Origin of the sequence: Leeuwenhoekiella nanhaiensis (assembly GCF_002744755.1) — a bacterium.
GTDB classification, from domain to species: domain Bacteria; phylum Bacteroidota; class Bacteroidia; order Flavobacteriales; family Flavobacteriaceae; genus Leeuwenhoekiella; species Leeuwenhoekiella nanhaiensis.
Window position 1 is genome coordinate 69,020 of sequence record NZ_KZ319287.1, and the last position, 21,115, is coordinate 90,134.

At 41.4% G+C, this 21,115-nt stretch carries 18 protein-coding genes and 1 tRNA gene; 8 read left to right on the top strand and 11 right to left on the bottom strand.

Annotated features, from left to right (window positions below; all coding sequences use genetic code 11):
- Nucleotides 1-18: 18 nt before the first annotated feature.
- The 5 genes from accB to pdxA form a co-directional block, all read right to left on the bottom strand.
- Nucleotides 19-519 (bottom strand): acetyl-CoA carboxylase biotin carboxyl carrier protein, encoded by a 501-nt coding sequence (accB, locus tag CJ305_RS00310; RefSeq protein WP_099644249.1) that lies wholly within the window; start codon nucleotides 517-519, stop codon nucleotides 19-21.
- Nucleotides 520-547: 28 nt separating this feature from the next.
- Nucleotides 548-1,543, bottom strand: a complete 996-nt coding sequence (locus tag CJ305_RS00315) for a beta-ketoacyl-ACP synthase III (protein WP_099644250.1) — start codon at nucleotides 1,541-1,543, stop codon at nucleotides 548-550.
- 162 nt (nucleotides 1,544-1,705) lie between these two features.
- Nucleotides 1,706-1,906, bottom strand: a complete 201-nt coding sequence (gene rpmF / locus CJ305_RS00320) for a 50S ribosomal protein L32 (protein ID WP_099644251.1) — start codon at nucleotides 1,904-1,906, stop codon at nucleotides 1,706-1,708.
- A gap of 9 nt (nucleotides 1,907-1,915) precedes the next feature.
- Nucleotides 1,916-2,467, bottom strand: a complete 552-nt coding sequence (locus CJ305_RS00325) for a YceD family protein (protein ID WP_099644252.1) — start codon at nucleotides 2,465-2,467, stop codon at nucleotides 1,916-1,918.
- A 97-nt stretch (nucleotides 2,468-2,564) separates the two neighbouring features.
- Nucleotides 2,565-3,641: a 4-hydroxythreonine-4-phosphate dehydrogenase PdxA gene (pdxA, locus tag CJ305_RS00330; RefSeq protein WP_099644253.1), complete on the bottom strand. Its 1,077-nt coding sequence runs from the start codon at nucleotides 3,639-3,641 to the stop codon at nucleotides 2,565-2,567.
- A 144-nt stretch (nucleotides 3,642-3,785) separates the two neighbouring features.
- Between pdxA and CJ305_RS00335 the strand changes: the two genes are divergently transcribed.
- On the top strand, nucleotides 3,786-4,376 hold the full coding sequence (locus CJ305_RS00335) for a riboflavin synthase (protein WP_099644254.1): 591 nt from the start codon (nucleotides 3,786-3,788) through the stop codon (nucleotides 4,374-4,376).
- A 598-nt stretch (nucleotides 4,377-4,974) separates the two neighbouring features.
- Here the strand turns inward: CJ305_RS00335 and CJ305_RS00340 are convergent.
- Nucleotides 4,975-5,048, bottom strand: a tRNA-Ile gene (locus tag CJ305_RS00340).
- 87 nt (nucleotides 5,049-5,135) lie between these two features.
- A complete protein-coding gene (mce, locus tag CJ305_RS00345; RefSeq protein WP_099644255.1) occupies nucleotides 5,136-5,537 on the bottom strand; it encodes a methylmalonyl-CoA epimerase in 402 nt (133 codons plus the stop codon).
- A gap of 176 nt (nucleotides 5,538-5,713) precedes the next feature.
- Between mce and rbfA the strand changes: the two genes are divergently transcribed.
- Nucleotides 5,714-6,106 carry a 30S ribosome-binding factor RbfA gene (rbfA, locus tag CJ305_RS00350; protein WP_099644256.1) on the top strand — a complete coding sequence of 131 codons (393 nt, stop codon included), beginning with the start codon at nucleotides 5,714-5,716 and terminating at the stop codon, nucleotides 6,104-6,106.
- A 7-nt stretch (nucleotides 6,107-6,113) separates the two neighbouring features.
- Nucleotides 6,114-7,316: an ABC transporter permease gene (locus tag CJ305_RS00355; RefSeq protein WP_099644257.1), complete on the top strand. Its 1,203-nt coding sequence runs from the start codon at nucleotides 6,114-6,116 to the stop codon at nucleotides 7,314-7,316.
- On the opposite strand, the gene dusB is transcribed toward CJ305_RS00355, so the two are convergent.
- Both dusB and CJ305_RS00365 read right to left on the bottom strand, forming a co-directional pair.
- Complete coding sequence (dusB, locus tag CJ305_RS00360) at nucleotides 7,313-8,320, bottom strand: tRNA dihydrouridine synthase DusB (protein WP_099644258.1); 1,008 nt, start codon at nucleotides 8,318-8,320, stop codon at nucleotides 7,313-7,315. The genes CJ305_RS00355 and dusB overlap by 4 nt on opposite strands.
- A 120-nt stretch (nucleotides 8,321-8,440) precedes the next feature.
- Nucleotides 8,441-10,864 (bottom strand): outer membrane beta-barrel family protein, encoded by a 2,424-nt coding sequence (locus CJ305_RS00365; RefSeq protein ID WP_099644259.1) that lies wholly within the window; start codon nucleotides 10,862-10,864, stop codon nucleotides 8,441-8,443.
- A 257-nt stretch (nucleotides 10,865-11,121) separates the two neighbouring features.
- Here CJ305_RS00365 and lepA point away from each other — a divergent pair, with 257 nt between their 5' ends.
- Together lepA and CJ305_RS19355 are read left to right on the top strand one after the other, a co-directional pair.
- On the top strand, nucleotides 11,122-12,918 hold the full coding sequence (lepA, locus tag CJ305_RS00370) for a translation elongation factor 4 (protein WP_099644260.1): 1,797 nt from the start codon (nucleotides 11,122-11,124) through the stop codon (nucleotides 12,916-12,918).
- 1 nt (nucleotide 12,919) lies between these two features.
- Nucleotides 12,920-13,081 carry a hypothetical protein gene (locus CJ305_RS19355; RefSeq protein ID WP_189319350.1) on the top strand — a complete coding sequence of 54 codons (162 nt, stop codon included), beginning with the start codon at nucleotides 12,920-12,922 and terminating at the stop codon, nucleotides 13,079-13,081.
- Nucleotides 13,082-13,148: 67 nt separating this feature from the next.
- Here the strand turns inward: CJ305_RS19355 and CJ305_RS00375 are convergent, their stop codons facing one another.
- Both CJ305_RS00375 and CJ305_RS00380 read right to left on the bottom strand, forming a co-directional pair.
- Nucleotides 13,149-14,243, bottom strand: a complete 1,095-nt coding sequence (locus tag CJ305_RS00375) for a Gfo/Idh/MocA family protein (RefSeq protein ID WP_099644261.1) — start codon at nucleotides 14,241-14,243, stop codon at nucleotides 13,149-13,151.
- A gap of 70 nt (nucleotides 14,244-14,313) precedes the next feature.
- Nucleotides 14,314-16,179, bottom strand: a complete 1,866-nt coding sequence (locus CJ305_RS00380) for a cation:proton antiporter (RefSeq protein WP_099644262.1) — start codon at nucleotides 16,177-16,179, stop codon at nucleotides 14,314-14,316.
- Between the two features lie 292 nt (nucleotides 16,180-16,471).
- Between CJ305_RS00380 and CJ305_RS00385 the strand changes: the two genes are divergently transcribed.
- The 3 genes from CJ305_RS00385 to CJ305_RS00395 all read left to right on the top strand — a co-directional run bounded on the left by CJ305_RS00385 (nucleotide 16,472) and on the right by CJ305_RS00395 (nucleotide 20,938).
- A complete protein-coding gene (locus CJ305_RS00385) occupies nucleotides 16,472-17,329 on the top strand; it encodes an MBL fold metallo-hydrolase (RefSeq protein ID WP_099644263.1) in 858 nt (285 codons plus the stop codon).
- A gap of 61 nt (nucleotides 17,330-17,390) precedes the next feature.
- Entirely contained in the window at nucleotides 17,391-19,049 is a 1,659-nt protein-coding gene (locus CJ305_RS00390) for a S8 family peptidase (protein WP_099644264.1), read from the top strand.
- A 5-nt stretch (nucleotides 19,050-19,054) separates the two neighbouring features.
- Nucleotides 19,055-20,938, top strand: a complete 1,884-nt coding sequence (locus CJ305_RS00395) for a M1 family metallopeptidase (RefSeq protein ID WP_099644265.1) — start codon at nucleotides 19,055-19,057, stop codon at nucleotides 20,936-20,938.
- Nucleotides 20,939-21,115: the final 177 nt, after the last annotated feature.

A 21,115-nucleotide genomic window follows, 5' to 3' on the forward strand; every position in this document is an offset into this window, starting at 1 on the left:
CAACTCTGCTGCAATCCATTACGAAGGATCAACCAGGAATAAAGGTTGGTCAAATTCTACCGGTGACGAATCGTCAACAAGGATTTTTACGATCTTACCTTTTACTTCACTTTCGATTTCGTTAAAAAGCTTCATCGCTTCGATCACACACAATACATCACCTTCTTTTACTGTAGAACCTACCTCCACAAAAACAGGCTTATCGGGTGCCGGTTTGCGGTAGAACGTACCGATGATTGGAGATTTTACGGTTATGTATTTATCATTGGCATCAGCAGGCTTTTCTGCTGGCTCTGCTGCAGGTGCAGGTTGTGGTGCAGCGGCAGGCTGAGCAGCAGGAGCGGCCTGTTGTGGTATCGCACTGCCCATCATAGGCACTTGCTGTACGATTGTAGTTTCTCCCTTACCTTCTTCGGTTGTCTTGATGGTGATTTTAAAATCATCCATCTCAAGCTTAACCTCACTTGCTCCAGACTTGGCTACAAACTTGATAAGGTTTTGAATTTCTTTTAAATCCATAATGAATAAACGTTAGTTAGATTAAAAATTAAGCATTGTAGGCCCATTTCAGGTAGATGGAGCCCCAGGTAAAACCGCCACCAAAGGCAGCGAAAATTAAATTATCCCCTTTCTTAAACTGTTTTTCAAAATCGCTTAAGAGCAGAGGTAGTGTTGCAGATGTGGTATTTCCATAACGCTGAATATTCATAAGTACCTTACTATCTTCAACCTGCATACGTCGTGCAGTAGCGTCAATTATGCGTTTATTGGCCTGGTGTGCTACAAGCCAATTAACGTCATCATTGGTAAGATTGTTGCGCTGCATAATGCGCTCGCTTACATCTGCCATATTTGAAACGGCAAATTTGAATACCGTTTTACCATCCTGATAAACAAAATGTTTTTTATTAGCCACCGTTTCCTGAGAAGCAGGCATCAAAGACCCGCCGGCCTCGATACGCAAAAAGTCACGCCCCACTCCATCAGTACGTAAATATTCATCCTGAAGACCCAGGCCTTCCTCATTGGGTTCAAACAATACAGCTCCCCCGCCATCACCAAAAATGATACAAGTGGTGCGATCTGTATAGTCAATTATTGATGACATTTTATCTGCTCCTATGAGTAATACTTTCTTGTATTTTCCCGAAGCTACATAAGCCGAAGCTGTAGACATTCCATATAAAAAGCTAGAACATGCCGCTTGTAAATCGTATGAAAAGGCATTAACTGCTCCTATTGAGGTTGCAACAAAGGCAGCTGTTGATGCTACCGGAAGATCTGGGGTTGCAGTGGCCATTATGACCATATCTATTTCTGAAGGATCTACACCGCTTTTTGCGATAAGATCTTCGGCTGCTTTAATTCCTAAAAAAGAAGTTCCTTTTGAAGGGTCTTTTAAAATGCGGCGTTCTTTTATTCCTGTTCTGGTTGTGATCCATTCATCATTGGTCTCAACCATAGTTTCCAAAATTTCGTTGGTAAGCACATATTCTGGCACATAAGCGCCAACAGCAGTTATGGCTGCAGTGATTTTACTCATATAAATCTGGTTTCTGCGAAAAAATTGCGTTTTCGCGTAAAAATGGAAGGAAAAGTACTAAAAATCGATTAATTAGCGTGGATAATTAACTTTTTTTGATACTCCTGAAAAATAAAAAAACTCCCGAAAAATCGGGAGTTTGTTAGGTTTTACAAGCTGCCGTTAAGCCACTTCTTCGTTAGAAGTCGCGTCAATTACAACCTGCCCTCTGTAATACAATTTACCTTCGTGCCAGTGTGCACGGTGGTATAAATGTGCTTCACCAGTAGTGGCGTCTACACCAATTTTAGGCATTGCAGCTTTGTAATGCGTTCTTCTCTTATCTCTTCTGGTTTTCGAGGTTTTTCTCTTAGGATGTGCCATTACCGTATTCTATTTATCTGTTAAAAAATCTTTCAATTTATCCCAACGGGGATCTGTTTCCTTAGGCGTTTGAGTTTCAGTCTCATCTGCCTCTTTATTTTTTATACTTAATTCTTCAAGTTTATCGAGTATGTCTGATTCTAAGCTACCATCTTCAACACCGGGATGTACCCGCTTTAATGGCATTGCTAAAACTATGAGCTCATAAATGTATTGCGCGATGTTAACTTCATACTCACCGTGAGGCAAGATCAAAATATCATCGATCTCATCATTGAACTCCTGACCAAACTTCACTACAAGCTTATATGTAGCTTCAATAGGATGATCATAAGGTTCATTTGTGAGGTCACAATTTACATTTACATAACCCTGAGCGTCAAAGTAAAACTCCATCAATGTGGTCTTTTTACTTAAAACTATCTTTAAATCTACGTCTATAGAATTAAAGTCGTCATACTCAAAATGCTCAAAGAACGTGTTATCAATCTTATATTGAAAATCGTGCTCCCCTTGTTTTAAACCAACAAACTGGATGGTATACGTTTTCAAATGCTTCATTACCTTCTCTTTCCTTATTCAAATCTTTCCGCAAAAGGCGGGTGCAAAGATATAAATTTTTATTTAGCTGTTAATTAAGTGTGGATAAATTTTTTATTTACCTTTCTTTCTTGCGTGAACGCCCGCCCGATTGCTTTTTACGAGGCTGCTTTTTGAGCACATTTTGGGTTAATTCTGCGTATTCTTCCCGCTTTTTGAAAATATCTAACGCCATAAACACCGCTTCTTTAAAAGAGCCGGTATCTGCAACTCCTTTTCCGGCAATCTCAAAAGCGGTCCCATGATCTGGAGACGTACGTACTTTATTGAGCCCGGCAGTATAATTTACCCCTTTTCCAAAAGCCAGCGTTTTAAAGGGAACAAGACCCTGGTCGTGATAGGCAGCAATAATAGCATCAAAGTTTTTGTAATTACCACTGCCAAAGAAACTATCTGCCGCATACGGTCCGTAAGTTATCTTCCCTTTTGATCGAAGTTCAGCCAGTGTAGGGATCAAAACCGTATCGTCTTCTTTGCCAATAACTCCGTTATCACCTACGTGGGGGTTAATTCCCAAAAACGCGATTTTAGGTTTTTCAACACCAAAATCCTGAACCAGACTATGGTGTATCGTTTCAAACTTCTTTCGAATGAGATCAGCAGTTATGGTAACAGACACATCACTTACCGGAACATGATCAGTAAGCAGACCTACTTTGAGCTCTTCAGTTACCATAAACATAAGGCTATTGCCTTCCAACTCCTGATTTAAATAATCTGTATGTCCTGGGAACTTAAAATCTTCTGCCTGTATAGATGACTTATTAATAGGAGCCGTTACCAATGTATCGATATCCCCATTTTTTAAAGCTGCAACTGCTGCTTTAAGTGATTTAATAGCATAGGCACCTGCTTCAGGTTCTTCTTTCCCAAAATGAATCATTGGGTTTTCACTCCAAACATTAACCACATTGATTTTACCTTCAATTGCTTGAGATGCGTGCTTAACTCCTTGAAAATTAATATCAAGTTCAAAGTGTTTGAGAATATAGCTTACTGTTTTTGCCGAAGCGAAAATAACAGGTGTACAAAAATCTAACATTAGGGGATCTGCAAAAGTTCGGAATACAATCTCACCGCCAATTCCATTTAAATCCCCTATACTGATACCTAATTTTATACTTTGTTCTTTCATAGTAAACCCTTTTTTGGTTTTCCTTTGTAATCAAATTGTAAAAGTAGTCAAGTAAACATCCACCTGACACATTCGCATTAATTTTATTTATACAGTCGTAAATTCAATACTACTAAATCCATTCAGTTTAAAAAAATAATACAAATGTTTACCGGAATAATTGAGAACCTTGGGATTGTAAAGTCCTTAGTACGTGAAGAGGGAAATCTACACATTACTGTAGAAAGTCATCTAACACCAGAATTAAAGATTGACCAAAGCGTAGCTCACAATGGGGTATGCCTTACAGTTGTTGAACTAAATGGAGATTCCTATACTGTTACGGCGATTGATGAAACTCTAAAGAAAACCAATCTTAACCAACTTAAAGAAGGTGATTATGTAAATCTCGAACGTGCAATGATTTTAGGATCACGTTTAGATGGCCATATCGTTCAGGGCCATGTTGACCAGACAGCGACTTGCACTTCGATTGAAGAAGAAGAAGGGAGTTGGATTTTTACCTTTGAATATGACTCAAGTCTTCAAAATGTAACTATTGAAAAAGGATCAATAACCATCAATGGTGTAAGCCTGACAGTAGTAAACTCAAAGCTCAATCAATTCAGTGTAGCAATTATACCTTATACTTACAACCACACTACATTTAAAACCTTTAAAAAAAGAACTGTAGTAAATCTTGAGTTTGATGTAATAGGCAAATACGTTAAGCGTCTGCTGGAGATTCGCTCTTAGAATTTTCAAGGTGTCCTAGAAAACAAACACCCAGAACAAGACCGATAGGAATCAAATAAGCAACGTAATCATCAATTGGAAGTGGAAGACCTACTGGTGGACTATCATCTTTGGTAGGTTGTGGGGGCTCCTTTTGAGCAAAAGCCGCACTAACATATAAAAATGCGAATAGCAGAAATAGGATAATTCTGATTTTCATAGCTAATTGACGTGGGACTTCTAGTTAACTCGCGACGAAAATACTAAAAGTTATCAACTTTTGCGGCATATTTAGCGCATATAATCGAATAAATATTATTCTTTGAAGATATTTTTATCGGAAATATTTTATCCTAATCGAATGATCCACTCGTAATTAGCTGTATTTACAAGGCATTCGAAATATACAATGTAGCTTAATTCTTACTGTGTTAATAATTTTACTAAAAGATGCTAGCAGCAAAAAGCTTACAGAAAGTATGTTATTTGCTTCATTTAATTAAAATAGATTACTTTAAAATAAACGACAGGAAAAATCTAATTACGGCATAAACAACACCTCTAGAATAAAAAAACCCCTACAAACGTACTGTTTATAGGGGTTTACAAGGACTTTATGTGGTCCCACCTGGGCTCGAACCAGGGACCACCTGATTATGAGTCAGGTGCTCTAACCAACTGAGCTATAGGACCAGCTTTTAAGGTGTATTACATCTTAAAGCGGGCGCAAAAATAGTATTAATTTTCATTTAGCGCAAGGTTTTCATTTTTCTTCTGTTCCTATTCCCGGTCCTGACACAACTCAACCAAAACCCCTTTGGTGCTTTTGGGATGTAAAAACGCAACCCATTTATGGTCTGCCCCGGCTTTAGGCTCTTCATTAATCAGCTCAAATCCTTCAACTTTCAGACGTTTTAACTCAGCTTTGATATCTGTAACCGCATAGGCAATATGATGAATCCCTTCTCCCCGCTTCTCAATGAATTTAGCTATAGCACTATCAGCATTTGTTGCTTCTAATAATTCTATTTTGCTTTCACCCATTTTAAAAAAAGAAGTGTTTACCCCTTCCGAATCAACGCTTTCTGTTTTGTAAGGAGGAATCCCAAATAACGTTTCATAAAGGCTATTAGCCTCATCCAGGTTTTTAACTGCGATTCCTATATGTTCTATCTTATTCATATTTCAAATCAGGATTTTGTAGGTCACCTCAACAGATTTTTGATTGATGAAGAAATTAGATGATAACACATCAAATCCCCCAAACAAAATGAAAATGATCTCAGGGTAAACTGTGCCAGAATTAATCTCGATTATAGAGTAAAGGTAATGCAAATTTATTGACGTATTTTTGCACCATGGAAACGAACAGACAGAAGAAAGTAGCCGGTGTTTTGCAGCGCGATCTGGTTGATGTGATTCAAAAAGCGTTAATGCAGGCCGGTGTTAAAAATATTATTGTATCGGTAAGTAAGGTAAACGTAACCACCGATTTATCTCAGGCTAAAGTCTACATCAGTATATTTCCGCACGCTAAGGCAGACGAGATTCTTAAAGAAGTTAAAGCGGTAAAGCCTTTTATCAAGCACGAAATTGCACAGCGTACGCGTCATCAATTGCGTCGTATGCCCGAGCTTCAGTTTTATGTTGATGATTCTTTGGAGTACATTGATGGTATAGACAAATCCCTAAAAGGCACCGAAGATCCTATAGAAAATCCCGATTTGCTACCTCGTCGCAAAAAATCGTAAACCGGTCTTGAAATTTTCAGTATTTATCGCAAAACGTTACCTGTTTACTAAAAGCAGCAACAATGCTATAAATATCATCACCCTCATTTCTGCTTTAAGTATTGTGGCCGGCTCGGCTGCTCTGTTTATTGTGCTTTCGGGGTTTTCAGGGCTGAAGGATTTCAGCCTTTCGTTTTCTTCACTATTCGACCCGGATATAAAGGTGATTCCCGCGCAGGGAAAAGCCATCACTTTTGATAATGATACTGCCGAAGCTTTACAAAACATAGAAGATGTAGCTTATTACACCAAGATCATCGAAGAACGTGCTTTTCTTGAATTTAGGGGGAAAAATCACATCGCCTACATTAAAGGGGTAGATGAAAATTACCTAAAGGTCAACCCTATTGATAGCACTTTACTCTACGGAAGCTGGTTAGCTCAGGACGAGCCGGTAGCTGTTATTGGTTTCGGTATTTCGAGAATTCTCTCTCTGGGCGTCAACAATTACAATGATTTGCTGCGCGTGATGGTCCCCAAGCCGGGAAGCGGCCAGATTACCGACCCGTTGCAGGCCTTTAACAGTTCGCAGCTCGTGGTTTCTGATATTTTTCAGGTGAATGAAGAACTTGACCAGAAGTATATTTTTGTGAACTTCAACTACGCACAACAGCTGCTCAAGTATGCAGATACTACGTTAAGCGCGCTTGAAGTGCGTCTTAAGCCGGAAGCAGATCCTATAAGTGCACAGGAAGAAATACAAAGGCTTTTTGGTGATCAGGCCGAGGTTAAAACCCGCTTTCAGCTGAATGATAAGCTCTATAAAATGCTTAATGCCGAAAACCTGGCAGTTTATCTCATTTTTACTTTAGTCTTGATCATTGCGTTATTTAATCTTGTAGGAAGCATCATCATGATCATTATAGACAAGAAATCTAATATCAAGACCATGCACAGTATGGGAGCTTCGCTGAAAGAAATCAAGAAAATCTTCTTCCTTCAGGGAGCGATGATGACCGTCTTTGGAGGTCTATTGGGTCTGATTATAGGCACTCTAGTTGTTGGGGCGCAATTGCTCTTTGAACTCAAAATGATTACCCCCACACTGCCCTATCCTATGCAGTTTACGATTATGAATTTCGTAGCGGTATTTTTGACCATAAGTATTTTGGGAGTTTTAGCATCCTACCTGGCATCTTCGTCAATAAGACCGAAGTTGCTGGAAGACTAAATCATTGCCTGTGTGGCAAAGTCGAAATCTGCAAAGCGCTCCTCCACCTCATCAAAGGCAGCGAAAACATCTGCTGCATCATCACTGGTTACCATTTTCATGCGATAAGGCTTAAAGTCTGGAATACCCTTGAAATAGTTAGTATAATGCCTACGGGTTTCAAACACTCCAAGCTTCTCGCCTTTCCAGTCTATAGACATCTGCAGGTGTCTGCGCGCGGCTTCAATACGCTCCTGCATTGTAGGTGGTGCCATATGCTCACCGATCTTAAAAAAGTGCTTCACCTCTCTAAAAAACCAGGGATAGCCGATACTCGCCCGGCCGATCATCGCACCGTCAAGTCCGTACTCATCGCGCATGGCTACAGCACGCTCGGGTGTGTCTACATCGCCATTGCCGAAAACAGGAATATGCATCCGTGGATTGTTCTTTACTTCGGCAATAGGACGCCAATCAGCACTGCCTTTATACATCTGGGCGCGGGTTCTTCCGTGAATGGAAATCGCCTTACAGCCCACATCCTGCAAACGTTCTGCGACCTCAACAATCTTAATGGAATCGTGATCCCAACCCAAGCGGGTTTTTACGGTAATGGGCAGGTTAGTGTGCTTCACCATCGCTTCGGTGAGCGAAACCATCAAATCTATATCTTTTAAAATACCGGCTCCGGCGCCTTTAGAAACCACTTTTTTCACCGGACAGCCAAAGTTAATGTCAATAATATCGGGCTTTGAAGCTTCAACAATTTCCACACTTTGCAACATAGATTCCAGATTTGCGCCAAAAATCTGAATACCTACAGGACGTTCCTTTTCGTAGATATCTAGCTTCATCACGCTCTTTGCAGCATCACGTATAAGGCCTTCGCTCGAGATAAACTCGGTAAACACCACATCTGCACCCTGCTCTTTGCACAATGCGCGAAAAGGTGGATCACTCACATCTTCCATAGGTGCTAAAAGCAACGGGAAGTCTCCTACATCTATATCTCCTATTTTCGCCAAATCTTTGAATTTTAGGTCAATACCGCTGAAAAACTCTAAACGCTATCGGATCTCGATTATCGCGCAAAATTAAGCAATGTTTAGTAAAGTATAGCAGAACTGAAGTTGGCAGTAAGAAATCTAGTCTTTTGCTTCTAAACGGCTTTGCTCTTCGGCATTTACTGCTCTGCTGTTATCTCTGAGCTTAAAGTTTCCGAATTTATACCGAAGGCCTACGCGTATTTTTCGGGATTCGGGCATCGCAAAAAAGGAATTGTTTTGATTTAAATAGCGTGACGTAAGCGGAATGTTATTTGTATTGAAAATATCTTCCGAGCTCAGATTAAAAATCAATCTTCCATCCATAAAAGTTTTCTGAATATCAATATTCAAAGCATACTGCGGCCTGTCGTATTGATAGGAACCTGATAAAATATTTGAAATGTATGTGTTTGACACAGTTGCGGTAAGAGTCCGTTCCTGATCAATAATAAAGTAATTCTGCGTTTGGGCATAAAAACCGGTAATACTTTGCCGATAATCCTGACCGTCACTTTCTAATGCCTGAAACTCATTTTGCATTCTAAAAAGCGATGTGTTAGCACTCATCCACATCCAATTGGTCACAAATTCAGAATAAATCAAATCCAGGCTATATTGTTGCTCGTAATTGAGATTGGTATTTACACCGCGTATTGTAAGGTTTTCATTATCCTGAAAAGGTAATCTGTTCATTATATTATCTACCCGATCCCAATATAAATTAATGAAAAGCTTACTTTTAAAGATATAGCTCAACTCCAGGTGGTTGTTTATTGCAGGCTGAATATTAGGATTTCCTTCCTGAAAGTTATTTTCGTTCAAAAAATATCGGAACGGATTTAAGCTCTGAAAACGCGGCCTTTCAATCCTGCGGCTGTACGTGAGTCCAAAAGAATGATTTTCTGAAGGATTATTCATCAAGTAAATAGTTGGAAAAAGCTCCAGATATTCCTGAGTATTTACTACTCCTAACGTACGTGAATTCCCATTGGATTCGGTATATTCCCCACGTAGACCGGCCTGAATACTCCATTTTTCCCAATCTTTTGAAAAGCTGAAATACGATGCGTAAATACTTTCGGTGTAATCAAAATTGTCATTTAGAATTGCATTGCCGGCATTGATATCCCCATTACCGTCAAAAAATTCCTGCCTGCTGTTTGAATTGATCCCCGAATATTTAGCGCCGGCTTCAAAAGCCCAGCTTCCTAAATTGCCGGTATAATCAAGCTGCCCGGTATAAATTTGTGAGTCCTGAGTAGGTAAGGTATTGAATGAATTTGCATTTAAAAGAGTGCCTTGCGGCGAAAAATACCTGGTAGCTACCGCTTGTGATTGATCGTTCGTAAAATCTATATAATTGGCATTTGCAGTAAGTGTCGCACCGTTTTCGCCAAGCTGTCGCTCATAATTCAAATTGAAAAGCAAATTATCATTTTGATTCTCGAGCCTGCTTTGTGTGGTATAAAGGGAGTCAAGTCGTCCTTGAGGATCGTAAATTTCGGTTCTACCGCTGATGTCTGAGTCGGCTTTTGGCGTGTGCAGCACATTGGCGCTCAGACTTAACATGTCTTTTTCGCTCAGCATAAAATCTAAAATGGTGTTGAAGCTGTGCGAAATTGTGCGTGTATCTTTTAAAAACAAATCATCCCAGGTTGCTTTAGTGCTTCCGTTGGGATTGAAGAATTCGATAAAGCCTTCATCGGTTTTGGTATCAAAGCGAGAATTGAAAGTATATCCGGCATAGGCATTGAGCCAGTCGGTTTTATAATACTGACTGGTTCCAGCCGCGTATTTGGGTAAAATCCCTACGGTTGCTGAAGCGTCAACGCTTCCTTTATAACCGATAGAAAGATTCTTTGAAGTTACGATATTCAAAATCGCTCCGCCTTCCGCATCATATTTGGCCGGTGGTGTGGTGATGACTTCAACCGATTTAACGTTAACCCCTGCAAAACCTTCCAGCAGTTGCTGCAGCTCATCATTGGTTAAGTATACCTTACGATCATTGATGTAAACCTGCGCCGGGCGATTTCTAACCAGGATTGTTCCCTGATTGACAATGACTCCAGGAGTGCGTTTTAAAATATCAAAAGTAGTTCCGGAAGAAATCGCTGTGTTTTCCACGTCAAACACCAGACGATCTACCCTGCGCTGTATAATCGGCCTGCGCGCAGTGACTGTAACTTCATTTAAAAACTGAGCCGATTCTCTAAGTACAATAACCGGTATGCTTAAGCTTTCCTGAAGTTCAAAAGGCTTACTATACGCATCTTCGTAGCCCACAAAGCTGGCTTTTAGCAGGTAGTTTCCGGTATTCAAATCTTCAAATTTGAACAGACCTTCTTCATTGGATACAGATCCACTTACAAAAGTAGAATCAGTGGCTTTTAAAAGTAACACATTAGTAAATGGGACGGGGTTTTGTTCAATATCCTGAACGAGCCCGTCAAGGACTAGACTTTGAGCTGATAGAAATAGGGGGGCGAAAACAAAGACGTTAAATAGTAATTTTGATCGCATAGGGCTCAAATCTAAATTAATTTTTAGGTTAATTAATTGTGTTCTTAAACATTTTCGATGATTGACAGACAATCCTTGAGGTACAGTAGATTTATTAGAAAATGCTTAACCTAAACCGTATATTTGCCCATTAAAGTTGACCCTGTTTACTTACAATAGTAAAATGCTTTTCGATTAACAGCTTTTTCAACGGCAAAAAACTGTATACAAATCGAACGAATAAGCTGTAAACCTGGCAACGCTGATGAAGAACGTCTATGAAGAACATTCGCAATTTTTGCATTATCGCTCACATTGATCACGGGAAAAGTACGCTTGCAGACCGTCTGCTAGACTCTACAGGTTCTGTTACCGATCGTGAAAAACAGGAGCAATTACTCGATAATATGGATCTGGAGCGCGAGCGTGGTATTACCATTAAATCACACGCCATCCAGATGAATTATATACACAACGGTGAGCCTTATATTCTAAATCTCATCGACACTCCGGGACACGTGGATTTCTCTTATGAAGTGTCACGAAGTATTGCTGCCTGTGAAGGTGCGCTGCTTGTAGTAGATGCCGCACAGAGCATTCAGGCACAGACCATTTCTAATCTGTATCTGGCCCTTGAAAACGATCTGGAAATCATTCCGGTGTTGAATAAGGTTGATTTGCCCAGTGCAAACCCCGAGGAGGTAACTGATGATATTGTAGATCTTTTGGGTTGCGACCCCGAAGACGTCATCCCGGCCAGTGCCAAGACCGGCATTGGTATCACCGAAATCCTCACTGCGATTATTGAGCGTATTCCGGCACCAAAAGGAAATCCTGACGAGCCTTTGCAAGCCTTGATTTTTGACTCGGTTTACAACCCGTTTAGAGGGGTTGAAACCTATTTTAGGGTATTGAATGGTGAGATTACCAAAGGGCAGAACATCAAGTTTATGGCCACCGGTAAAACGTATTTTGCAGACGAGGTAGGAACGCTCAACCTAAAACAAACACCTAAAAAAGTTATCAAAACCGGGGATGTGGGGTACCTCATCACGGGTATAAAGGAGGCTAAAGAGGTAAAAGTGGGGGATACTATCACCGATGCTAAAACGCCTACGACGAATATGATCGAAGGTTTTGAGGATGTAAAACCGATGGTATTTGCAGGAATTTATCCGGTAGACACCGAAGATTACGAAGATCTGCGTTCTTCAATGGAAAAACTGCAGCTTAACGATGCATCTTTAGTGTTTCAGCCTGAAAGTTCAGCGGCGCTGGGCTTCGGTTTTCGTTGTGGATTCCTGGGGATGTTGCACCTCGAGATCATTCAGGAACGTCTGGAACGGGAGTTTGATATGACTGTGATCACTACGGTACCTAACGTATCGTATCACGCGTACACCATAAAAGAGAAAGATACCGCAATACTGGTTAATAACCCTTCTGATTTACCTGATCCTTCAGGGATGGACCGGGTTGAGGAGCCTTATATAAAAGCTACGATTATTACAAAATCAGATTTTGTAGGTCCGGTAATGTCTCTTTGTATTGAAAAACGTGGTGAAATAACCAATCAGACGTATTTGACAACAGAGCGCGTAGAACTGTCTTTTGATATGCCTTTGGCTGAAATTGTATTTGACTTTTACGACCGCTTAAAAACGGTTTCTAAGGGCTATGCTTCGTTTGACTATTCGCCAATAGGTATGCGGGCTTCACATCTGGTAAAAGTAGATGTTCTCTTAAATGGAAATACCGTAGATGCGCTTTCAGCCTTGCTGCACCGCGATAATGCCTACGACATTGGTAAAAAGATGTGTGAGAAACTGAAAGAATTGATTCCGCGTCAGCAGTTTGATATTCCTATTCAGGCGGCGATTGGTGCTAAAATCATCGCACGTGAGACCGTAAAAGCGCTGCGTAAGGACGTTACCGCAAAATGTTATGGTGGTGATATTTCGCGTAAGCGAAAACTACTCGAAAAACAGAAAAAGGGTAAGAAACGTATGCGTCAGGTGGGTAACGTGGAAATCCCTCAGGAGGCATTTATGGCCGTACTGAAGCTTAACGATTAAGATGAAACGTATACAGCTAATTGGTCTTGGACTTATTGTGCTTTGTGGCCTTATTAGCCAATATACCAATGCCACTCAAAATCAATTTATGGTTTGGCTACTCGCTATTGGTGCGGTAGCCGGTATTTTGATGGTAATTTCTGAATACTTCAGCCGCCGGTAAACCGGAATTAAAGAAATAAAAAGCTTCCTGAAAACGGAAGCTTTTTTGTTTGGTATTCATTCGGGTATTAATACTGTTCCAGTTGAATGCGCTCGCTGTTGTTATAGCCCGACTTAAGGGCCGCCTCCACAATTTGAATATCCCGCAAACCTTCATTGCCGGGTGCAATAACAGGCGTATCGTTTAAGATCGCAAGTGCATCATCATCCATTTGCAGGGCTTGCTGATTACAATTACAGGGCGGTAACTTCTTACCGTCACTGGTGCTTCCCTGAACGCCATTATAACTCTGAAATGGAGATAACTCGTAGTTTCCATCAGCGCAGTTTACCTTTAGAAAATTGACATTATCGGCATAAGTGACCCGTGCTGTGGTTTTCAAGCCGCCGGGAAATTCCACATCCAGCCATGTAATTTCAGGTGCCTTATTGATAAACAAATCCGGTCTTTGAGTCTCGTGACGTGCGGTAAGCAATAGCGGCTCAAGCCCCGTCGCATAACGCAAGCCATTGATATTGTAAACACCCATATCGTAAATGGCGCCTCCGCCTTTAGAACCATCCAGGCGCCAACCGCCACCCGGGCCTATGCGCCAGCCTACTTCGGTGTCTACACTTTGGATGCTTCCGTAGGGCTTTGTTTTTGCCCACTTCATTATGGTTTGGGTATTTTCTTCGTGCTGCATGCGATAGCCGATGGCTAATTTGACTCCGTTTTTATCGCAGGCCTCTATGATTTCCCGGCATTCTTCAACCGTCATGGCCATGGGTTTTTCACAAAAAACATGCTTTCCGGCGTTAGCCGCCATCACACTGTATTTTTTATGTAAAAAGGTAGGCGTTACGATGTAGACTACATCTATATCCGGATTGTTTGCGATCTCAGGCAATGTCTCATAACTGTAGACATTTTCGTCCTTTATACCGTATTTCTGCTGCCATTGCGGAATTTTCTCGGGACTTCCCGTTACAATACCGCGCAGTTCGATATGTTTAGTCTGTTGCAGAGCAGGAGCCAGATTGTTAGTCGCATAACTTCCCAGTCCCAGTAAAGCCACACCGAGTTTCTTCTCGGGTTTTGAACAGGCGTAATAAGGTAAAGGCAAGGTGGATGCTGCGAGAACAAGACCTGATTTCTTCAAAAAACTTCTGCGGGAGCTCATAACTTTTTTATTTTCAAGTTAATAAATACCCTATCAATACAGAAGCGCTTTTTAAAAGCTTAGCAAAATTTTAAAGTTCGTTTTCTTCGATCTTCGGTTTGACCGGCATTTTCTCAGGATCAAAAGGTTTACCCAGATAAACAAGCTTTGTGTTTTCAAAACTGTCGATTTCAAGTTCGTTGATATTCGATTTTAAAATCTCGAGTTCGCCAGATTCCTGCTTTAAAAAGATAGGTACCATGTTTTGGTCTTCACGGGTACTCTTCACCAGCTTCTCAAAGTCCTCTTTCGTATTCACCTCAACCTCCTGAATGGTAGGATGCGCACGCGCCACCTCAGTAAGTCTAATAAAGTCATCTGTAGGCGAGAAAAGACCCTCATTTGGAGCGTCTGGTCCACGCATCTCATCAGGAGTAATGAGTCTAAACGAGCCGTTTTCACCAAAAATATCTTTAAAGCGCTTGATGGCATAGTCGTTAATGTCTCCGTTTCCGGTAAGTGCCATCAAATACCCCACATCGTTCAGTTCGATATTATTCATCAAACTATCTGAATAAATACTTTCTTCAATAGCCTCGAGACCGCGCTCCTTGGCTTTTTCAATATTATAACTGTTGCTGTCTACCAGTACCACATGGCGACCATTTTTCATCAGGTATTCACCAATGATACGCGAAGCTTTAGAAGCGCCAATGATCACGATTCCTTTAGATTCGGTAAGGAAAACTCCAACAATTTTAGCGAAAAGACGGGCTGTGGTTGCATTCAGCAATACCGTACCCAGTACGATCATAAATACCAGCGGTGTGATGTATTCTGCCCCTTCAACGCCTTCACTTACCAGCTGTAAACCAAAAAGGGAAGCAATACCCGCAGCTACAATACCACGCGGACCTACCCAGCTTACAAAGAGTTTTTCGTTAAACTTTAAACCGGAGCCCTTCGCACTTAAGAACACTCCAACCGGTCTTAGAATGAAAACCACTACAGCAAAAAGCAAGGCTGCCTTCCAGGTATACACCAAATACAGATCCTGCATTTCGATATTTGCCGATAGCAGTATGAACAACAAGGAGATAAGCAAAACGCTCAAAGACTCTTTAAAGTAGAGGAGCTCTTTGATGTTGGGCAGTTTCATATTCCCCATAATGATTCCCATCACCACCACCGAAAGCAGACCGCTTTCGTGAGCAAACAAATCGGAGAGTACAAAAACGCCAAGCACTGTGGCCAGGGTAAATACATTCAATAAATAATGCGGAATTACATTGCGTTTGATTGCAAAGGCAAGGGCGTGTGCAAAAGTAAAACCGAAGGTAAACCCAAAAAGCACAATCTTACCAAACTCTTCAAGAGCGGTTAGGGTAAATTCACTCCCGGCACCAACGCTGATAAATTCAAAAACCAGTACGGCTACTAGAGCACCTATGGGATCAATAAGGATTCCTTCCCATTTTAAAATGGCAGAAATGTCTTTTTTAAGCGGAATGTTTCTAAGAATTGGGGTTATAACCGTAGGTCCGGTTACAATAATCAATGCCGAAAATAGAAAGGATATTCTTAGACTCAGGTCAAAAATATAGTAAGCGGCTGCCCCTGCGCCAAAGAAGGTTACCAGAGAACCAATAATAATCAGTTTCGTAATTACCGGTCCCACATTTTTAATCTCGCTAAAGCGTAAGGTAAGACCTCCTTCAAAGAGTATTATTCCAATAGCCAAAGAGACAAAATTAAAAAGACGCTCCCCGGGGAATATTCCTGCCTCGCCATCCCAAATGGGTTCTATCCACTTGGAGCCGTCGTAAGTAAACAAGGTTGAAATAGGTCCCACAAAAAGCCCGATTAAAATAAGAGGTAAGATCGCAGGTATTTTAAACTTCCAGGCAACCCATTGTGCCAAAATACCCAAGATTATAATTCCGCCCAGTTCTAACATGAATTTCGATTTTTTGCTATGATACGGCTTTAAAAATTCATTTTAAAGCCTGATTTTGCTATTCTTTGTTAAATATAGCTTAATTCGCCAAGGCTTAAAATTTGATTTAACGCTGTTTTAGTATTTTGCACCACTTTGTTTATCCTGAAGCCACAAAATTTTTAGCTTCCTGCAGTAAACTACCTCAGGGCAATCCCGTGAGGCATTCGTTAGAAACAAATTTTTCATTTTAGAGGCAAGCCTGTGGTATTAATCCTTTTGGCGGTGCCAATTAAAAATCAGTAGTCCGTTTATGGTCATTCACGCAATAGAAGCCGGTAATTTTAAATTAGACGGAGGCGCTATGTTTGGAGTCGTCCCAAAATCACTCTGGACCCGCACCAATCCTGCAGATGAAAACAATATGATTGATATTGCCGCACGCTGTATGCTTATTGAGGAAGGCAATCGCCTCATTCTTATAGACACGGGAATGGGCGACAAGCAAAGCGAAAAGTTTTTTGGCTTTTACTATCCCTGGGGTGATGATACCCTAGAGAAATCGCTAAGGTCTAAAGGTTTTCATCCTGACGATATCACCGATGTTTTTCTCACGCATTTACACTTTGACCATTCCGGAGGCTGCATAAAATGGGCTGAAGATGGTAAAACTCCGGTTCCGGTTTTTAAGAATGCAACCTACTGGAGCAACAAAGATCACTGGGAATGGGCCACAAAACCCAATGCCCGGGAAAAAGCGTCTTTTTTAAGTGAAAACATCTTGCCCATAGAACAAAGCGGGCAGCTTCGGTTTATTGAAAAAACCGGAAAAACCTTTCTAGAAAATAGCGATCTGGGCTTTGGTATTTTATTTGCAGATGGACATACCGATAAACAGATGATTCCGCATATAACTTATAAAGACAAAACTCTTGTTTTCGCAGCAGATTTGTTGCCAACGGCGGGTCATTTACCCTTACCGTATGTGATGGGCTTTGATACGCGGCCCTTGCTTACTTTGGGCGAAAAAGAAGAATTTTTAAATCAGGCGGCAGATCATAACTATTATTTGTGGTTAGAGCATGATGCGCATAACCCCATAATCACGGTAAAACATACCGAAAAAGGAGTGCGACTTGATCAAAGCCTTAGAATTGAAGACGTACTCTAACGAAAACTTATACGTGACTCAAATACAAAACCTAAATTTTAAATATAAATACATACAGATAATGAAAAAATCCCTGATTGCAGCATTTGGAGCTGCATTGCTTATCGCCGGTTGCGATACACCTGCAAAACTGATAAGCGTCCCTGTTGAAAATGTTGACCAACTTCCCGTTAAAATAGCCGATCTGGATGAGGAGCAGCTCAAAGAATGGCCCGGTAAAGACATTAAAGAAGATACCATTCCCGGGATGAGTGTTGAGAAAACCTACGACGAACTCATAAAAGGTCAGGGATCTTCCGTAATTGTTGCGGTTATAGACAGCGGTGTTGATATCGAGCACGAAGATCTGGATGGTGTTATCTGGACTAATGCAGATGAAATTCCAAACAACGGAATTGATGATGACAAAAACGGCTACATCGATGACATTCACGGTTGGAACTTTCTGGGCGATATCGTTGCCGAACAACTTGAAAAAGCGCGTATTGTACAAAAATATGACGCTCAGTTTAGCGGAAAAACATTAGATCAGATTCCTACTGCTCAAAAAGAGCTTTTTAAAACCTATACCAAAGCTAAGGCAGAAGTTGAAAAAGACCGCAGTGAGCTTGAAGATCAAATCACCCAATACCAGGGTCTAATGGCTGCTGTAAAAACCGCTCATACCGAAGTTTCTCAAAAACTAAATAAGGAAGATTATACTGCCGAAGAACTTGCGGCTCTTCCTGCAGAAACGCAGATGGAGCAGCGCAACAAGGCTATTCTTACCCAGATGCTTACCTATGCAGATACTATTCCTGAATTTATGGAAATGCTTACTGAGCAATTAGAGAGTATGCAGGAGCGTCTGGATACCAATTACAACCTCAACGCTAATTACCGCAGTGTGCTGGGCGATGACCTTAACGATTTAAACGATACCAATTACGGTAATAACAACGTAATAGGTCCGGACCCGGAAGCAGCCCGTCACGGGACTCACGTTGCCGGTATTATCGCTGCAGAACGCAACAACGGTATTGGTATGAACGGGGTGGCTAACAATGCAAAAATTATGGTGGTTCGTGCCGTTCCTGATGGGGATGAGTACGATAAAGACATCGCCTTAGCAATACGCTATGCCGTAGACAACGGTGCAAAAGTGATCAACACCAGCTTTGGTAAATACTTTGCTACAAACCCGGAGTGGGTATATGACGCCATTAAATATGCGGCTAAAAAAGATGTATTAATCGTAAATGCAGCCGGTAACGAAAGTATTGACCTCGATGGCGGCGATACCGTTTATCCTAACGATCAGCTTGATAATGTAACTGAATTTGCTGATAATGTGATTACAGTAGGTGCGCTGAACTACAAATACAGTGGCAAATTAGTCGCAAGTTTTTCAAACTACGGAAAATCAAATGTTGACGTTTTTGCTCCCGGAGTTCAAATCTGGTCTACCGTTCCCGGTAATGAATACGAGTTTTTACAGGGTACCTCAATGGCTGCTCCTAATGTAGCCGGTGTGGCAGCGATGTTGCGCTCGTATTACCCGCAATTCTCTGCTGCTCAGATTAAACAAATCATTATGCAGAGCGGGATCACCAGCAATATTCAGGTATCTGCAGGTGGTGATGCTGACGTGGTAAAACCCTTCAGTGCACTTTCAAAATCGGGCGAAATGGTAAATATGTATAACGCCTTCAAAATGGCAGAGTTATCTACTAAAAAGTAATAATTATGGAATTAAAAAAAGCAATTCAATCTACCTTCTGGAGTGCTTCGATACTTGCTTTGGGTTTAATCCCTGCAAGTACTTCGGCACAAAATAACACCTCCTACTGGCAACAGCATGTGGACTATAAGATGGAGGTTGATATGAATGTTGAAGACTACAACTATACCGGTAAGCAGGAGTTGGTTTACACAAACAATTCTCCCGATACCTTAAATCAGGTATTTTACCATCTGTATTTTAATGCCTTTCAACCCGGCAGTGAGATGGATGTGCGTTCGCTTACCATTAAAGATCCCGATCGTCGTGTGATGGACCGTATTTCAAAACTCGAGCCGGACGAAATTGGTTTCTTAAAGGTAAACACGCTTACTCAGGATGGAACGCCCTTAACGTACGAAGTTGCAGGAACCGTTCTAGAGGTTAGCCTGGCGAAAGCTATTGCGCCGGGCGAAAGCACAACCTTTAATATGGATTTTAACGGGCAGGTGCCTGTGCAAATACGCAGAAGCGGTCGCAACAATGCCGAAGGTGTGGCGCTCTCGATGACGCAATGGTATCCTAAACTGGCTGAATACGACTTTGAAGGCTGGCACGCAGATCCGTATATTGCGCGTGAATTTCACGGCGTTTGGGGTGATTTTGATGTAAAAATCAGCATCGACTCTGAGTATACTGTTGGAGGTACCGGTTACCTTCAAAACACCGAAATAGGTCACGGCTACGAAGAGCCCGACCAAAAAGTAGAAAAGGCCAAAAAAGGAAAACACACCTGGCATTTTGTAGCGCCTAATGTGCACGACTTTACCTGGGCTGCAGATCCCGACTACATTCACGATAAGCTTACTGCTTCAGACGGTACGGTATTGCACTTTTTCTATAAAGACAACAAAGACATCATTGAAAACTGGAAGAACTTACAGCCTAAAACCGCTGAGCTTTTAGCCTTTTATAATGAAAACGTTGGCCCTTATCCTTACGACCAGTACTCGGTAATTCAAGGAGGTGACGGTGGAATGGAGTATGCGATGTGTACCCTGATCACGGGAGAGCGCAGCTTTGGCAGCCTTGTGGGTGTGACCGCTCACGAGATGGCACATACCTGGTTTCAGTTCTTGCTGGCTTCAAACGAAGCCAAGCACGAGTGGATGGATGAAGGTTTTACCAGCTATATTTCTGACGAGGCGATGAATGTGGTGATGGATGAAAAGAAGCCCAATCCACAAGCCGGGAATTACGCATCCTATTTTAGGCTGGCAACCAGTGGTATTGAGCAACCTCAAACTACGTATGCAGACCGTTATGAAATGAATGCCGCTTATGGAGCTTCGGCTTATTCTAAAGGCGCTGTGTTTTTAGCACAACTGGGCTACATCATTGGCAAGGAAAATCTGGATAAGACCATCAAAACTTATTTTGATGAGTTTAAATTCAAGCATCCCACGCCTAATGATGTGAAGCGCGTTGCCGAAAAAGTGAGCGGAATGCAGTTAGACTGGTATCTGGTAGACTGGACACAGACTACTAACACTATTGATTATGCGATTAAAAATGTAGAGGAAGTAGACGGTAAAACTCAGGTAACTCTGGAGCGTAAAGGTCTTATGCCAATGCCTATAGATTTTTATGTCAACGTGAAAAACGGCGACAACGCAGAAGGAATGAACGAATCTTATTACATTCCGCTTCGGATGATGCGTGCCGAAAAGCCAAACCCATTCCCAAATATGGAACGTACCCAATTGCCGGATTGGCCCTGGGCGTATCCTACCTATACGTTTACTATAGATAAGCCACTTTCTGAAATCAATGCAATGACCATTGATGCTCAGCAATTAATGGCAGACATAGACCGAACCAACAACAGCTGGAATCAGCCTGCTGAATAATCTTTCGGAATACTCTTAAAGTCTAAAGCCGTTTCCGTTTGGGAGCGGCTTTTTTTTGGCGCCGCCAAAGGGAATAATACTCTTGAGCAAATCGTGTAAATAAACATGAAATTTAGTGTATGCCAAATTCATTTTATATGTAGGATTTAAGCCTGGCTTTCTGTATAAGCATCTACA

Coding starts and splice junctions, on each gene's coding strand:
- CJ305_RS00395 (WP_099644265.1), top strand. CDS start 19,055: ATGGAATTAAAAAAAGCAATTCAATCTACCTTCTGGAGTGCTTCGATA.
- CJ305_RS00380 (WP_099644262.1), bottom strand. CDS start 16,179: ATGTTAGAACTGGGCGGAATTATAATCTTGGGTATTTTGGCACAATGG.
- pdxA (WP_099644253.1), bottom strand. CDS start 3,641: ATGAAAGAACAAAGTATAAAATTAGGTATCAGTATAGGGGATTTAAAT.
- accB (WP_099644249.1), bottom strand. CDS start 519: ATGGATTTAAAAGAAATTCAAAACCTTATCAAGTTTGTAGCCAAGTCT.
- CJ305_RS00325 (WP_099644252.1), bottom strand. CDS start 2,467: ATGAAGCATTTGAAAACGTATACCATCCAGTTTGTTGGTTTAAAACAA.
- CJ305_RS00315 (WP_099644250.1), bottom strand. CDS start 1,543: ATGAGTAAAATCACTGCAGCCATAACTGCTGTTGGCGCTTATGTGCCA.
- CJ305_RS00390 (WP_099644264.1), top strand. CDS start 17,391: ATGAAAAAATCCCTGATTGCAGCATTTGGAGCTGCATTGCTTATCGCC.
- lepA (WP_099644260.1), top strand. CDS start 11,122: ATGAAGAACATTCGCAATTTTTGCATTATCGCTCACATTGATCACGGG.
- CJ305_RS00335 (WP_099644254.1), top strand. CDS start 3,786: ATGTTTACCGGAATAATTGAGAACCTTGGGATTGTAAAGTCCTTAGTA.
- CJ305_RS19355 (WP_189319350.1), top strand. CDS start 12,920: ATGAAACGTATACAGCTAATTGGTCTTGGACTTATTGTGCTTTGTGGC.
- rpmF (WP_099644251.1), bottom strand. CDS start 1,906: ATGGCACATCCTAAGAGAAAAACCTCGAAAACCAGAAGAGATAAGAGA.
- CJ305_RS00375 (WP_099644261.1), bottom strand. CDS start 14,243: ATGAGCTCCCGCAGAAGTTTTTTGAAGAAATCAGGTCTTGTTCTCGCA.
- rbfA (WP_099644256.1), top strand. CDS start 5,714: ATGGAAACGAACAGACAGAAGAAAGTAGCCGGTGTTTTGCAGCGCGAT.
- CJ305_RS00385 (WP_099644263.1), top strand. CDS start 16,472: ATGGTCATTCACGCAATAGAAGCCGGTAATTTTAAATTAGACGGAGGC.
- CJ305_RS00365 (WP_099644259.1), bottom strand. CDS start 10,864: ATGCGATCAAAATTACTATTTAACGTCTTTGTTTTCGCCCCCCTATTT.
- mce (WP_099644255.1), bottom strand. CDS start 5,537: ATGAATAAGATAGAACATATAGGAATCGCAGTTAAAAACCTGGATGAG.